Annotated in this window: 14 protein-coding genes; 11 read left to right on the top strand and 3 right to left on the bottom strand. The window is 53.7% G+C overall.

The features are described 5' to 3' along the window. Positions 1–140 precede the first annotated feature (140 nt). Positions 141–836 carry an endonuclease III gene (gene nth, locus JOD55_RS01780; RefSeq protein ID WP_204398114.1) on the top strand — a complete coding sequence of 232 codons (696 nt, stop codon included), beginning with the start codon at positions 141–143 and terminating at the stop codon, positions 834–836. Here the strand turns inward: nth and JOD55_RS01775 are convergent. Both JOD55_RS01775 and JOD55_RS01770 read right to left on the bottom strand, forming a co-directional pair. Next, positions 813–1742 (bottom strand): alpha/beta fold hydrolase, encoded by a 930-nt coding sequence (locus JOD55_RS01775; protein ID WP_204398111.1) that lies wholly within the window; start codon positions 1740–1742, stop codon positions 813–815. The two genes, nth and JOD55_RS01775, sit on opposite strands and share 24 nt — an antisense overlap. Next, positions 1739–3046 carry a hypothetical protein gene (locus JOD55_RS01770; RefSeq protein WP_204398109.1) on the bottom strand — a complete coding sequence of 436 codons (1308 nt, stop codon included), beginning with the start codon at positions 3044–3046 and terminating at the stop codon, positions 1739–1741. Before JOD55_RS01770 ends, JOD55_RS01775 begins: the two co-directional genes overlap by 4 nt. A gap of 161 nt (positions 3047–3207) precedes the next feature. Between JOD55_RS01770 and JOD55_RS01765 the strand changes: the two genes are divergently transcribed. The 7 genes from JOD55_RS01765 (at position 3208) to JOD55_RS01735 (ending at position 8002) form a co-directional block, all read left to right on the top strand. After that, positions 3208–4242, top strand: a complete 1035-nt coding sequence (locus JOD55_RS01765) for a cellulose synthase operon protein YhjQ/BcsQ (protein WP_204398108.1) — start codon at positions 3208–3210, stop codon at positions 4240–4242. After that, positions 4239–5411: a TadA family conjugal transfer-associated ATPase gene (locus tag JOD55_RS01760; RefSeq protein ID WP_204398107.1), complete on the top strand. Its 1173-nt coding sequence runs from the start codon at positions 4239–4241 to the stop codon at positions 5409–5411. The genes JOD55_RS01765 and JOD55_RS01760 overlap by 4 nt, the downstream gene beginning before the upstream one ends. A gap of 53 nt (positions 5412–5464) precedes the next feature. After that, positions 5465–6139, top strand: a complete 675-nt coding sequence (locus JOD55_RS01755) for a type II secretion system F family protein (protein WP_204398104.1) — start codon at positions 5465–5467, stop codon at positions 6137–6139. Continuing rightward, entirely contained in the window at positions 6136–6729 is a 594-nt protein-coding gene (locus tag JOD55_RS09290; RefSeq protein ID WP_204398103.1) for a type II secretion system F family protein, read from the top strand. Before JOD55_RS01755 ends, JOD55_RS09290 begins: the two co-directional genes overlap by 4 nt. Positions 6730–6957: 228 nt before the next feature. Continuing rightward, a complete protein-coding gene (locus JOD55_RS01745; RefSeq protein ID WP_239538934.1) occupies positions 6958–7152 on the top strand; it encodes a DUF4244 domain-containing protein in 195 nt (64 codons plus the stop codon). Between the two features lie 98 nt (positions 7153–7250). Next, positions 7251–7613 (top strand): TadE family protein, encoded by a 363-nt coding sequence (locus JOD55_RS01740; protein ID WP_204398100.1) that lies wholly within the window; start codon positions 7251–7253, stop codon positions 7611–7613. Then, the gene (locus tag JOD55_RS01735; protein ID WP_204398099.1) at positions 7613–8002 is read left to right on the top strand and encodes a flp pilus-assembly TadE/G-like family protein; all 390 of its coding nucleotides are present in this window, start codon (positions 7613–7615) and stop codon (positions 8000–8002) included. Before JOD55_RS01740 ends, JOD55_RS01735 begins: the two co-directional genes overlap by 1 nt. Positions 8003–8051: 49 nt before the next feature. Here the strand turns inward: JOD55_RS01735 and JOD55_RS01730 are convergent, their stop codons facing one another. After that, positions 8052–10580: a DEAD/DEAH box helicase gene (locus tag JOD55_RS01730; RefSeq protein ID WP_204398098.1), complete on the bottom strand. Its 2529-nt coding sequence runs from the start codon at positions 10578–10580 to the stop codon at positions 8052–8054. Between the two features lie 146 nt (positions 10581–10726). Here JOD55_RS01730 and topA point away from each other — a divergent pair, with 146 nt between their 5' ends. From topA to JOD55_RS01715, 3 genes are read left to right on the top strand one after another with little or no spacing between them, the layout of a single operon-like run. Beyond that, a complete protein-coding gene (gene topA / locus JOD55_RS01725) occupies positions 10727–13510 on the top strand; it encodes a type I DNA topoisomerase (RefSeq protein ID WP_204398091.1) in 2784 nt (927 codons plus the stop codon). 5 nt (positions 13511–13515) lie between these two features. After that, positions 13516–14121, top strand: a complete 606-nt coding sequence (gene tmk, locus JOD55_RS01720) for a dTMP kinase (protein WP_204398089.1) — start codon at positions 13516–13518, stop codon at positions 14119–14121. Next, positions 14118–15347 carry a DNA polymerase III subunit delta' gene (locus JOD55_RS01715; RefSeq protein WP_204398087.1) on the top strand — a complete coding sequence of 410 codons (1230 nt, stop codon included), beginning with the start codon at positions 14118–14120 and terminating at the stop codon, positions 15345–15347. The genes tmk and JOD55_RS01715 overlap by 4 nt, the downstream gene beginning before the upstream one ends. The last annotated feature ends 45 nt before the right edge of the window (positions 15348–15392 follow it).

The following is a 15392-nucleotide window of genomic DNA, read 5'->3' as shown; positions in this document are numbered from 1 at the left end:
GATGTCATATCAAATTAAATTCTGCCACGTATTCGATGTTTTAGCATACGTTCTGTGAAAATTAAGCAATTTTGAGTGGATTAGTATTGCTTGGTGAAGCTAATACCACGCGCAAAGCAATTTCCGAAAAGGGGAGCATAATGGCGAAAAAGTCAGCAAAAGAGATATTTCCACCACGCCCCAGAGCACTCGCAGCACGTCAAGAAGCTGCAAAAGAAATTACCCAATGCTTGGCTGAGCTTTATCCTAACTCACAGTGCGCACTCATCCACCGCAACGCATTCGAACTGCTCTGCGCCACAGTTCTATCAGCACAGACCACAGACGCACGCGTCAACAGCGTAACTCCCGAATTATTCGAAACGTACCCCAACGCCGTCGCCATGGCCGGCGCCTCGCTAGAAGATCTCGAACGCATCTTGCACCCGCTTGGATTCTTCCGAGCGAAAGCGAAATCTTTACGCGAACTTTCAATTTCCCTGGTAGAGACGTACGACGGCGAGGTGCCGGCAGACCTAGACAGTCTCGTTACCTTGCGTGGAGTGGGCCGGAAAACCGCCAATGTGGTGCTCGGAAATGCCTTTGGCATACCGGGAATTACGGTTGACACGCACGTGGGCAGGCTCGCACGCCGCTGGGGATGGACGCGTGAAAAAGATCCGGTAGCTGCAGAAATGGATATTGCTAAGGTGTTGCCGGGCGAAAATTGGACGCTCATCTGCCATCGCATTATCGACCACGGCCGGCAAGTGTGCCACTCCCGCAAGCCCGCCTGCTACAGCTGCGAACTTGCGCAAATCTGCCCGTCGTTCTCACTCCTCAATGGCGGGCAATGAGTTAAGAAAATCCAAAAGACGACGGGTAAATGCTTCCGGCTGCTCTTCGGGAACGAAGTGCCCGGCGTCGGGAATCGTAGCGCGCTCATAGCGACCGTGCGCAAACTCGCCATCCTTATTCCAGGCACGCTTAGGAAGAAGCGGGTCGAGATCCCCACGCACTGCAAGAATCGGCACGTGCACAGGATTCGCTGATTCACGCAGATACCGGCGGCCTGTGAGGGACTGTTGCGCGAGCATAGTCCAGCGCAGTTGTGCCAAAGCCACGCTCGCAGCCCTAGGCAGACGCATCGCTTGGGCGTAAAGCTCAGCTTGCCCTGATGCGCCCCGATTTTTCGGCGCAGACCACTCTTGAAGCAGCCGCTCGATAGCAACAACGCTCGTCAAACCTCGCTGCGATAGCGGAGTAATAAACGAGGTCAGCGCATGGCGCCAGGCCTTGAGCGTGATGTGTGCGCCAAAGCGGTGCAAAGTGCGCGGATGCGGAGACGATACCGTAACTAGGCCGCTGAACAGCTGCGGCGCCATACTCACCGCCGACCAAGCGAGGCCGCCGCCACGTCCGTGCCCAACTAATACTGCTCGTGAGGCACCCATCGATCGCACAATCGCAATAAGATCCTGGCTCAAAAGGAGCGAATCTTCCGAATGCGGAGTTTTATCCGATCCACCGAAGCCACGCCGGTCAATCGCAATTACCTCAAAACCGGCGGCAGCAATCGCTGCGATTTGATTGCGCCACGCCCACCAGTACTGCGGAAATCCATGCACCAAAATCACAAGGGGTTTTTCACTGGTGTGTTCACCAGCGTGAACGATGTGAAACTGTGCCCCGTTGGCTTGAATGAGCCGATGCTCCCACGGACCAGGAATCGTGACGCAGGAATTATCTGCTGGCGAGGTCACTGCATTGGTTCCTTGAGCAACAATTCACGGCGCGCAATCGCAGCAGCGCGAACTGCACCCCGGCGTCGCGCTCCATGCGCCACAACACCAAGAAACAGCAGCACAAACCCAAGAATGGCGATACGTCCCGTAGCTAAATCCAAATTGAGATGGTGCGCAACGTTACCAGTGAAAGCGTTATACGAACCGATAGAATCCTCAACACGGGCGGCAAAATGTGCACCCTGAGCTGGCAAAAGAATCGCAATACTACCCGCAACGGCGATCAAGGTGCCCAGCACTTGCGCACCGAGCGAGGAAGCGCGTGCGAAGAGGAAGATCACAAGCATAACCACGACCCCGCCAAGGAGCTCACCCAATGCCAAGAAATTCAAGGAACCGGTATCCCAAGGATTTCCTTTCACCATGCCAAGACGCACGCCGGCATCGGAAATCAAATACCAAGCTAGTGGGATGAGCAGGAGCGTTGCAAAAAATATGCCGATATGTGCACCCGTTCGCGACTGCGGCTCATCAGGAATCTCGAGGTAAGCATCGTCGCCTGGATCGGCAGACCAGCGCGCGCGACGCTCGTCATCTTGTGCTGGACTTGCTGCCTGCACAAAGCCCTCACGAGCTTCGTCACTGCGGCCAGTCTCAGGATCAACAAGGTTCGATTGCGCACCCTCAGCTGCATTAGCGCTTCCCGCTGCGGCTGCAATAGCCATGCCACCAGCGGCAAATTCAGTACCTACCGAATACACGCTCGCTTCAGCATCATCTACAGCCAAGCCACTAGTGAACGTCTCGTCCTGAGACAGTGCTCGCGTGCGGCTCGGACGCGCGGTGTCGTCGGCGTCGTCGGCAGAATGTGCGGAGACGACGTCCACCAACGTAGCGTTCTTGCGTTCCTCATCTGGAAGAGCGTTGTAGCCTTCACGTCCTTGCTCTGCGCTTAACGCAGGCTCTCCATGCGCGAAGTCTTGTGCAGAATCCTGCGGCGCACTGTGTGCTCCACCCTGTGCTCCACCCTGTGCGGAATCGAAAGAAGCACCAAGATCGTTGAGAGAATCAGCAGGTTGCGCATGATCTGCTGGCAGTTGAACAGATTCATTATCGCTGCCAGGCTCTTCGGAAATATCCTCGGCTACCGCGGCGCTCTGCGCTGAAAATGCCTGATCCCAAGCGAATAGATCCGAATCACCATAGGAAAGTCCGGACTTCTCGGCCGCTTGAACATCGTCATGATCGAGCGGGGCAAGCACTTCGTCGTCGTCAAAAGGGCGGCGCGATGCGGAGTTGTATGGATCGGTAGGTGTTGTCACGGTCATCTCCTTGTGAATACTTCTTATTCGAACGCTACTTGTTTTCGGCCGCTTGCAGGAGAAAATGGCACGGCGTGCCGCAAATTTGTGGATAACTTCGGACTTTCCACAGAAAAAATTTTTTAGCCGCGCCGTTTCGACATTCGCGTAACACTTGGCACATGACTGATAATTCTTCTAACTCTTCACAAACACATATTGACCTCTTTTCTGTTGTGTACATTGGAAATGACACACAAACGTACGAAGAACTGCGAAAACTTGCCGATCTTGTGGGCGTGGACGTTGTACACGTGTCACGATCCGATTTTGGGCAAGGTGTGCTGCGGTTTTCCTCATTGGGTTGCGACGACGGTTACGTCGAAGCGAGCTTCCACGAGCTATTTGCGCCCTATTTCGCAAAAGGTACCGTTCGACTCAATTGCCGCGACGACGCCGCTGACCTGCTCGAGCTTATGGTGGCCGTGGGTTCCACCGTGCGTGGGCGCGTCGTAGGCGTGATCGGCATGCAAGGTGGAAGCGGCGCTTCGACTCTCAGTGCGCTGATTGCTCGCACACTCGCCCGGCGCGAAAACGACATCGCGCTCGTGGACATGGACTGCGCTTCTGTTGGTATCGATATGCTCCTTTCACAAGTTGGTTCACCAGGCAAACGCTGGGCGGATATTCGTGGCCGGGGCGCAGTGCTCGCGGGGAGACTGCGCGACTGCCTCATTCCCTGGCATGGAGTGAGCGTGCTCTCGGCAGACCATCGCGGCGGAGTGCCCTTAGATAGCGACCAAGGAATTAAAGTCATTTCGGCGCTCGCTCAAGTGCACTCCTGGACTGTTCTCGACCTGCCAAGCTCTGTTATCGCTCCTACCAGCCCAGAAGCGACGTGGCTTGAATGGTGCGATTACATTGTGCTGGTCACGAAATCCTCAGACCTCGCAGTTGAACAGACGCGAATCAAGCTCGAACAAGTGGGTAAAGGTTGCCCGGTAGCCGTAGTGGTGAGCGAAGCGCGCTCTAAGAATCACCTCGCTCATATCGCACAGACAATCGGCTCAGCTCGAGTCTATAACCTGCGCAAACAACGCAATTTTGCAGGAGATTTAGAGCACGGCCTAGCCCCTGGAGACAGGTCTCGTTCTGGCATGGTTGAGGACGTGAAAATGCTGTGTGACAGATTCCTCCTAGAATCGGACGCGGCATGAAATACACGAGTCGGCAAATTCAAGAAGTTCGCAAGCGCCTGGCAGCAGGCAGATCTATGGCGAATGCGCTCGAACACGTGCCAGTGATGTTCACTGAAGAACTAGCACAGTTACACACCCAAGTGCGTCACGAGCTGATCGGTGCTGGCCAGACATTAGCGCCCCTACTTGAAAATCCCGCCACAACAGATGTGCTCGTGAACGGTTCACACAGTGTTTGGGCAGATCAAGGCAATGGAATGGTTCCAATCGAGGTGTCAGACCCACAGCTGAAAACCGAAGCGGGCGTGCGCGCGTTAGCGGTTCGGCTGGCGGCGAGCTGTGGGCAGCGGCTAGACGACGCCAGCCCAATTGTGGATGGAACTTTCCCTAGTGGTATCAGGTTACATGCTGTGCTACCTCCTCTCTCGGCACAAGGAACGTTGATTTCTTTGCGTACCCACAGATCAAAAGTTCTCACAATTGACGAACTCGTTGCATCGGGTTCGATCCACTTGCGATTAGAGTCAACGATTCGCGCGATGGTGGACAAGCGTGCGAATGTGATTATCTCTGGGGCCACTGGAGCAGGAAAAACCACATTTCTCAATGCAGCCCTCTCGTTAGTTCCAACCAACCAACGGATTTTGATTATCGAGGAGTCTGCCGAATTAGCCCCAGTGCACCCGCACGTGGTTCACCTGCAAGTTCGACACGCAAATGTGCAAGGCGTAGGCGAAGTTTCGATGAGTGAGCTGGTAAGAGCTGCTATGCGAATGCGTCCTGATCGAATTGTGCTGGGCGAATGTCGAGGAGCAGAAGTGCTTGACGTGCTCAGCGCATTAAATACCGGCCATGAGGGCGGATGGGCCACCATTCATGCGAATTCTGCAGCGGACGTACCTGCACGATTAGTTGCGTTGGGTGCGCTCGCGGGAATGAGCGAGACGACGGTAGCCGCCCAAGCCTCGTCGGCACTCGATGCAGTTGTGCACGTTAAAAGAGAGGGACGACGCCGCTACATTGCGCAAATTTCGGTGTTAGAGCGAGTTGGCGGAGAGCTGAAGTGTTATGAAGCATTGAGTTTGGCCAGCCCAGACGCGCAAGTCCAAAGATTTCCTGCCGCTCAAAAATTGGAAGAACGGCTTGGGGTGGACGCTCAGAGCCAGATAACTGCAAGTGCGAGCTGACGGTGAAGATTATGGTTGCGTTTTTGGTGTGTTTCGTCCTTTATATACTCGTCATGCAAGTACCTTTTGCTGGAAAAATCAGCAAAATATTCCCGAAACTACGCAAACGGGACGCGCGAAAGAAAGCGCGCCGATCGGCGTCGGTGGATATGGGACTGCTAGTAACGGAAGTCGCTACCCGACTACGCTGCGGATCCACTGTGGAATACGCATGGCGTCGCACATTAAATCACCACGATCTTTCCCCAACTTTGAGTGGCCGGGATGCACCTGCGCTCGATTCTGTGCTCGACGCCGAAGGTATTCCTGTTGCTTTACGCGAACTCACACTTCTGAGCTGGTGGAAAAGACGTCGACGGCGGATTTCACCGACCACAATTAACTCCTTAGCCGGAACTTTCGCCGTGTGCCGCATGGGGCAAGCAACGGGCGCGCCCATGGCCGATATTTTGGATGCCTGCGCAGCAGGAATAACAGAAGCGAGCGAAGCAATGTCGGCCCGCAAAATCGCAATGGCCGGCCCGCTCACCTCAGCGCGAATGTTGGCGGCCCTACCAGCATTCGGAGTGCTCATCGGCTATGCGTTAGGAGTTGATCCGATCGATTTTCTACTGCACAGCACGCTCGGAAATATTGCGCTTGTGCTCGGGATTTGCGCCGAGATAGCGGGAATTGTGTTGGTGCGCCGCATGGTAAAAATTGCGATTTCTTTCGGAGGTGAACGGTGATCGTTCTTGCGGCTGTGGCCTTTGCTTTTGCTGTGTGGGCGCCGAGGTACGAGATCAAACGACGCCGCTTGCACAGGCGGGCGCTTATCTTGCACGTGGATCAAGCGATCATTTTGGATCTGGCAGCAGCTGCGCTGAACGCCGGCATCTCGATTCCGCGCACACTAGAAGCACTGCATATCGCTTTGGGTGACGACGACGAACAGTTGCGTCGCAGCAAAAACTCACTAAAGTTTCACCATCCTTTGACGTTTCGAAAAACGAAAATTTTTTCACAGCGCAGCTTACAAGAAGTGGCAAATTCCCTGCTCATGGGCGCTGATTGGGCGGAGTCTTGGCAAGATACGGATCCTCGATTTCGATTGCTTGCGGAAGCGATGGAGCCAGCGTGGAGTGATGGTGCAGCTCCTGTGCCACTTTTGGAAAGGAGTGCGCTCACACTTCGGCTCACTCGGCAGCGGCAAGCCAAAGAAGCAGCTGCTCGGCTCGGCTCTCGCTTAGTGGTGCCGCTCGCGTTGTGCTTCTTACCCGCTTTCATGCTGATCGGAGTATTTCCAATTATTGTGTTGGCGGCTCAAAACGTGTTTTAGAGATGATTACGTGTTTTAGAGATGATTGGCACGAGTTGGCGGGGAATGTTTGCGCAGCTCAGGCAAGTGAAGATTTCTCCACAGGTTACTTAAACGCGAGGGAAATCCACAGATTTTTTCTAGCCGCTTCATCAGATTTACAAATTCGGCATGCTTAAAACGTCTAGACGAAAACAATCAAAACCGGCTTTCCCTCACATCGAGAAGCCCCAACCTAAAGGAAAAACAATGACGATCAAAATGTTCAAAAACAAAGCAAATAAGATGCTCACTCGCGCCGAAGCAGGAATGGTCACGGCTGAATACGCTATCGGTACCGTGGCATCTGCAGGAATGGCAGGAATTCTACTTTGGCTGATCAAGCAAGATTGGTTCCGCGAACTCATCGCAACCTTGTTCCGCAATGTACTTGGCATGAGCTAATTGAGCGGACTGTGGTGGCGGGCAGCAGCAGGACCTGCCCGCCACCACAGTCAGTCCACACTTGGGCGGTGAACAATAGCCATGAAAGAGGACGATCTATGAAGTCAAAAAATGAAGCTGGCATGGTCAGCGTGGAATGGGCGCTAACGGTTCCCACATTTTTGGCTTTGGCAGTCTTTTGCGTGAGCGGGATTTTTCAACTCACTACGTTGCCAAAGGTCAATAATGCAGCTCATGAAGCAGCGCGTTCCTATTCGCTCGGAATGAGTGAAAGCGATGTTCGCGAACTCGTACATTCCAATGCCGGCGATGATGCGCAACTGCGAATTGAACGTGATGGAGAAATTGCCTCAATTGAAGTTACTAAGCCAGGTGAAGGCGTATTCAAGCTAATAAACATCAATTTTTCCACAAAAACGAAAATTGTGATCGAACCGCGATTAGTTCACGGAGAGCCGTAATGAGCAGCTATTTTAACAATCAGACTGTTAAACGACTGCGCAGTGAATCAGGCATGGCAACCACCTTTGTGGCCATCACAATACTTGCGGTGGTTATTGTAACGATATTGATATTCGAATTTTCTGTAGCAACTAGCAAGGTGATCGAAGTTCGTAATCGAACTGATCTCGCAGCCATTTCTGGAGCTCAACTGCTTCTCAACGGACACTCCGAAAGCGCCGCTTGCGCACAAGTTCAAGAACTGTTGCGCGACTACACCGTGGATTGCACCGTACAAGGGCAAAATGTGACACTCGCCGTTGAGGCGAAGAATCCTTTTTCCTGGTTAAGCCATACAATCAACGCTCGTGCCACTGCGGGGCCAGTGCGGCGATCAATCAACAACTAAACGCTCACCTCTCAACCAAAAGAATGCGCATAGCGATCTACCAGTATCTTCACAATCGCCGTTCCTGTTTAAGAGCATGAAAGAGCGCATTCATCAAGATTTTTGCCCCATCTTTAGAGAGAGGAGAATTGTTATTTCCACACTTCGGCGACTGCACACAGCTCGGGCAGCCGCTCAAGCACGAACAGTTCTCTAGCGCATCAAGAGTGGCGAGCGCCCAATCACCCCGCTTGTCAAAACCACGGTGAGCTGCTCCTGAACCTCCCGCAACGGCGTCGTGAATAATCACTGTAGGACACCCCGTTTGAGGGTGCACTGCGGTAGACAGCCCTCCGATATCCCAGCGGTCGCACGTGGCAAACAGCGGCAGCAAAGCGATCATCGTATGCTCTGCACCATGCAAAGCACCTGGCAGATCGGCAGTCCCAACTCCCGCCTCGCGCAGTGCAGATTCGTTGAGTGTAAACCACGTACCAGCCGTTATCAGTTCGTGAGTGGGCATCGAGAGATCGACTAAGCCAAGGTACATTCCGTCCTTTGTGCGGCGCACGTCGTAGCCAATCACGCGTGATCGCACCACAACTTGCCCCTTGCACCACGTGCCAATACCAAGAGAAATCTCCTCGTACGTATCCACGATTTCAACGCTGGTTTCCTCACGTGGATATGTGCGGATATCTTCTTCGCGGTGACGATGCACCAGCGCAACATCACCGTCACGCCCCTCAACTTTGAAAGGAACACCCTGATGTAAATATATTGCCCCTGGATACACGGTTGTATCTGCACGTGCGTTATCCACTGTGCCAAGCAGAGCTCCGCTTTCTGAATCGATGATCGACACCGTTGTGCCTTCTCCGCGCAAATCAACCAAAGTATGTGCGCTAACGCGAAGAGACGTATTCCAATACCATCCGTTCGGACGGCGCTTGAGTAGCTCTTGATCCACAAGCGAAGCAAACGCTTGGGTATCTGGCAGCGAAAACACCTCTAAATCAGCTTCTGTGAGCGGAGATTCCGCAGCAGCAGAGCAAAGATGACCAGGAAGAATCCACGGATTGGTGGGGTCGAATACATTCATCTCGGCAGGTGTATCAGTGAGCATGGTTGGGTGGTCAAGAATGAATTGATCGAGAGGGTTATCTCGGCCGATGAACACCGCCAAGCCATTTTCGCCCGCACGTCCAGCACGCCCAATCTGCTGCTGAAATGAAGCATGAGTGCCAGGCCAGCCTGTGACCACCACAGCGTCTAAGCCCGAGATATCAATGCCAAGTTCCAGTGCTGATGTGCTCGCGAGCGCCCGAATATCTCCGTTGCGAAGTCCCTGCTCAAGCTCGCGCCGTTCTTCGGGAAGATAGCCACCTCGATAGGCAAATACACTCCCGCTCAAGTGTGGAGAGTGTTCGTCAAGGTAGTCATTGGCTAGTTCTGCCACTCGTTCCGTGCCGGGACGAGAGCGCACGAAAGTCAGTGTTTGAGCCGAATGGGATACGAGCAGTGCCGTGAGGTCCGCCGCTTCGGTATTGGCTGAGCGACGCTTTCTCGGCGTTGCGTCATGCGCTGTGCTTGATGTTTCGTTAGTCGCCGCGTCATGGGCGGTGTTAGATATTCCGCTACGCACCGCGCTATGCGCCACGCTGGGTACCGCGTCAAACTCAACCGCAAGTACGTCCTCAGACTCAGTCTCAAGCGCATCCTCAGGCATCAGACGGAACTCGGGTGCGTCGTCGTCTTCCACCGGAATTTCTTTGCAACGCACCGTAAATATATGACGTTCACCGCTGGGAGAGCCGTCCTCCGTAACTGGGTAAACGCTTCCAAAGGCAGTGCCAATGAAACGTTGCGCCGTTTCTTCTGGATGCGGCGAGGTAGCAGAGAGGAAGACGACGGTCGGCGAGCTGCCGTATTTGCGCGCAAGCCGCAAAACGCGACGCAGCACCAAAGCTACATTTGAACCAAAGGAGCCACGATAAGAATGAAATTCGTCTACCACGATAGTGGATAGTCCGCGCCACATTCGCGCCCATAGCTCTTGGCGTTGCAATATGGCGTGGTGAACAAAGTCGGGATTAGTGAAGATGATATCGGCGTAATCGCGTGCCCAAGTGCGCGTCTGCGCATCAGAATCTCCATCTAAACTTGTGAGTGCAAGGCGTGGGTCAATGCGGTTGGCCAGCGTGGTCAAACTGTGTTCTTGATCTACTGCGAGCGCTTTCGTGGGTGAAAGATAAAGAGTGCAGGGTCGGCGTTGGATATTGCGCAGTGACGTGAGCCGTGACGTGCCGGTTTTCTCAAATCCACTCAGTTCGGATAGCACGGGAATCCATGCAGCGAGCGACTTTCCAGAACCAGTGCCAGTTGCTACAACAGTATGTTTACCTGCATGAATGAGTTCTGCGGCAGCTATTTGATGAACCCAAGGGCGTGAAACACCCATTTCAGATAAAGCCGTAATAACCGATTGATCCACCCATTCAGGCCAAGCGGACATTCTTGGAAGACGCGCGGGCACGGTGAGTGAACCTGTAATTTGTGAGTCGAGGTTACGAGCAATTACCTCAGGTAAATTAGGCATTTGTATGTACCTCCAACTCGATAAACTAACGTCTACTATTCTTGCTTTTGTGAACACCTTTTTCATTTCGTGGCAAAATGCGGGTATCTTAGCAATCGTTAGAACGTTCTTATTTATAAACGGCAACCTAACTTAAGGAAGTCATTGTGACCAAACTGGTAATCGTCGAGTCTCCGGCAAAAGCACGCACCATAGGCAACTATTTAGGTGCGGACTATGAAGTTGAGGCTAGTATTGGGCATATTCGCGATCTGCCAAAGCCGTCAGACTTGCCAGCAGACATGAAGAAAGGGCCATACGGCAAATTCGCCGTCAACGTTGACGGTAATTTTGAGCCATATTATGTGGTCACACCCGATAAGAAGAAAAAAGTCACCGAGCTTCGCTCTCTGCTGAAACAAGCTGACGAACTCTATCTCGCAACTGATGAGGACCGCGAGGGAGAAGCTATCGCCTGGCATTTATTGGAGGCTCTCAAGCCTAAAGTGCCCGTAAAACGCATGGTCTTTCATGAAATCACCAAAGAAGCAATTGGGCGTGCACTAGAGAATACGCGCGAACTCGACACTAAACTCGTCGATGCCCAAGAATCGCGCCGAATCCTCGACCGCCTTGTAGGCTATGAAGTCTCACCACTGCTGTGGCGAAAAGTTGCCCCCAGCCTCTCAGCTGGCCGAGTACAGTCGGTAACCACAAGAATTATCGTCGAACGCGAACGCGAGCGCATGGCTTTCAAGCCAGCAAATTACTGGGACGTCACCGTTGCACTCGTCAAAGACGGTGAAGAGTTCGAAGCCAAGCTCACCTCTATCGATGGCGCCCGAATCGCCACCGGAAAAGATTTTGACGATCACGGCGAACTCACCAAAAAAGCAGCTACAGCAGGCGTTCGCACACTTGACGAAAAGTTTGCACAGGCGCTTGCCAACGCTCTAAGCACTGGTGAAGCAACCGTTGCGTCGGTGGAAACGAAACCATACCGACGTCGTCCGGCAGCTCCTTTCACCACGTCAACGCTACAACAGGAAGCGTCCCGTAAACTTCGATTGAGCTCGCGTGACACCATGCGTTTGGCGCAGTCTCTGTACGAAAATGGTTATATCACTTATATGCGTACAGATTCTGTAAACCTCTCTGAGCAGGCTATTTCCGCGGCCCGTGCACAGATCAAAGAACTCTATGGCGCCGATTCCTTGCCAAATTCTCCACGCCACTATGCGACGAAGTCGAAAGGCGCACAGGAAGCTCACGAAGCAATCCGCCCCGCCGGCGATCATTTCCGCACGCCACAAGAGGTGCAAGGGCAGTTACAGTCGCGCGAATACGCACTTTATGAACTCATCTGGAAACGCACCGTAGCCTCACAGATGGCTGATGCAACCGGTCTGACGGCTTCGGTCAAAATTGTGGCCGATCTTGGCAGCAAAACTGCTGGTGGCGAAGAAGCGCTTCCTGCTGAAGCGACGATGTCCACCGCTGGAACGATCATCACTTTCCGCGGATTTATGGCCGCCTATGAGGAGAGTCAGGACACAAAACGCTACGAAGAAAAGGCAGAATCTCGACTCCCGGACCTCATCGAAGGTGAACAAGTTGCGAGCGCCGGAGCACAAGCAGAGGGTCACGACACCGCTCCACCTCCACGATACACAGAAGCTTCGCTGGTCAAGACACTCGAAGAAAAAGGTATCGGGCGTCCGTCTACCTACGCTTCCACAATTTCAACGATTACTGATCGCGGATACGTCGAGCGCAAAGGGCAGGCACTTGTGCCAACGTGGCTCGCTTTTTCAGTGGTGCGTTTACTCGAAGACAACCTACCTGAACTGGTTGATTATGATTTCACCGCAGATATGGAACACGATCTTGACCGGATCGCAGCAGGCGAGCAAGACCATATCCAGTACCTGGCAAAATTCTATCGGGGCACGAAAGATTCTTCGGGACTGCGTGACCAAGTAGGAAGCCTGGGCGATATTGATGCTCGCGCCGTCAACACAATCGAAATTGGTGAGGGAATCGCAGTTCGAGTGGGGCGTTTCGGTCCTTATTTGGAAGAGACGAACGACGACGGCACCGAGGGTCGCCGCGCATCTGTGCCACCCGGCGTCGCCCCTGATGAGCTAACGGTTGATCGCGCCAAAGATATTTTGGAGCAATCCTTGCAGGGCGATCGTGTGCTCGGTAAGCATCCTGATACCGGTTATGAGCTCGTTGTTAAAGACGGACGGTTCGGGCCATACGTGTCCGAAGTGCTTCCCGACGACGCCGTGCAGCTCACGCCGACCGGAAAAGTTTCGAAAACGAAGCCGAAGCCAAAGACGGCGTCCCTGTTCCGTTCGATGCAACCCGATACCGTTACGCTTGAGCAGGCAGTTCAATTACTTGCACTTCCACGTGAAATCGGGGAATCAGAGGGTGATGTCATTACTGCGCAAAACGGACGTTATGGCCCATATCTTAAGCGCGGAAGTGACTCCCGCTCTCTCGAATCAGAAGAGCAGATATTTTCCATCACGCTAGAAGAAGCAGAAGAGGTGTTCAAGCAGCCTAAGGTGCGTGGACGCGCTGCTGCTAAACCGCCTTTGGCAGAATTTGGTAAAGATCCCGTTTCGGGAGGCACGATTGTGCTCAAAGACGGGCGATTCGGACCGTACGTAACTGATGGTGAGACCAATGCTTCAGTACCACGTTCAAACGACATCAACCAGCTCACAGCCGAACGCGCCCAAGAGCTACTCGTGGCTCGACGTCTGAAAATCGCTGAAAATGGTGGCCCAAAGAAACGCAACGCCACCAAGCGCACCGTGAAAGCAGGAACGCGCAAGACCGCCAAAAAGACGACGACAAAAAAGACCGCAGCGAAAACCACGAGCAAGAAAACAACCACCAAGGCGGCAGAAAAATCTGCCGCTAAGAAAGGGAAATAGATAGCATGAGCGGGCTGTTTATTTCTTTTGAAGGTGGCGACGGGGCAGGAAAGTCCACCCAAGTGAATCGTTTGGTGTCTTGGCTCGAAGAACGAGGTCGCGAAGTGGTTTCCACGCGCGAACCCGGAGGCACTGAGCTTGGCGCCAAGATTCGAGAGCTGCTTTTACACGGCGATCATGTGGCACCGCGCGCCGAGGCCTTGCTGTTTGCTGCCGATCGAGCTCACCACGTCGAATCGAAGATTCGCCCCGCTTTGAATCGGGGTGCCGTGGTGATTACCGACCGGTATTTCGACTCATCAGTCGCCTATCAAGGTGCCGCACGGGCATTGAACGCGCAGCAAGTGCGAGACTTGTCGATCTGGGCTGTAGAGGGCTTGCTACCACATGTGACGATTTTGCTTGACGTGCCAGCTCAGCGAGGTGCTGCGCGGATTGAGGGCGAACTCGACCGCATGGAACAGGCAGGCGCAGAGTTCCACGAGCGAGTTCGGGATGAGTTTTTGCAGCTCGCAAAGCAAGAACCGCAGCGCTTCGTGGTTATTGACGGCACGCAATCTATCGATGCAATTGCCCTGCAAATTCAGGCGGTAGTGGAGCCTTTATTATGACCGTGTTTGACGAACTCGTTGGGCAAAATGAGGCGATTGCAGAGATTAAACGCGCTGCGGCTGCTGCACGTTCGGTTATTGCCCACGACGACGCTGTAGCTGGCGCTACAGACTCGGCGCTCGTACATTCCTCAGCCATGAGTCACGCCTGGCTTTTCACTGGCCCACCGGGGTCTGGGCGCTCTTATGCTGCTCGAACTTTTGCAGCGGCGTTGTTGTGTAGCGCGCCAGAACCTGGATGCGGCGTTTGCGCTGGGTGCCGGGCCGTTCTTGCGAACAATCACCCCGATGTCGAAATCGTCAGTACCGATTTAGTGACGATTAGCGCCGATGAAGTACGAGGTTATGTAACGAATTCCTACTTGGCACCGTCGTCGGGAAAATGGCGGATTTTTATTATTGAAGACGCCGATCGGATGATTTCTCGCACGACGAACGTCTTGCTTAAAGCGATCGAAGAGCCGGCGCCGCGCACAGTATGGATGTTGTGCACTGCGGCAGTGGCGGATGTGCTGCCAACAATTCGATCCAGGTGCCGGAACGTCAATCTCGTGACTCCGGACGCTCATGACGTCGCCCGTTTGCTGAGCAGCCGTGATGGGATCGATCCTGATGCGGCTTTGGTGGCAGCCAAGGCGGCACAGTCGCATATTGGGGTGGCGCGGGCTTTAGCGACTGATCCAGAAGCTGGAATGTTGCGAAAGAATACGCTTGATGCGCTGCTGTCGGTGCGCGGCGTCGGCGATGCTGTTGTTGCGGCGGGACGCTTGCTGGATGTCGATGCGATGCACGGGCGAGACTCGGCGAATGGGAAGAAAAAGGCTGGCAAAACGGCGTCGGCGGAACAGGAAAGTGCGGAAAGAGAAAAGCTCATGGACGCACTTGGTTTGGATTCTGGCGGGCGGATACCGGCCTCCGTGCGAAGCCAATTGGCTGCCGATAAGGACAACGCCAAGCGTCGGCAGACTAGACGCGAAAGGGATATGCTCGATCGCGAATTGATCTACATGCAGTCGTTTTTCCGCGATGTGCTCGTTGTTCAGTTGGGATCAGAGATAGATCTGGTCAATTCGGACTATGAAAAGCAGGTTCGGCAACGCGCTGCCGATAGCGACGTCAACCAAACTATCGCGAAAATTGACACATTGAACTTGGCACGCGAACGGCTAAAAGGCAATGTAGCTGCTCTTCTCACAATGGAAGCAGCCCTTATTTCGGTTCGCTGAGCAGCGTAAAGATTCGCGCAAGGCTGAACTTTGCCACAGTGCCAA

It is taken from the genome of Arcanobacterium pluranimalium, assembly GCF_016907845.1.
Lineage (GTDB): Bacteria > Actinomycetota > Actinomycetes > Actinomycetales > Actinomycetaceae > Arcanobacterium_A > Arcanobacterium_A pluranimalium.
This window is presented reverse-complemented; position numbering and strand designations above follow the sequence as displayed.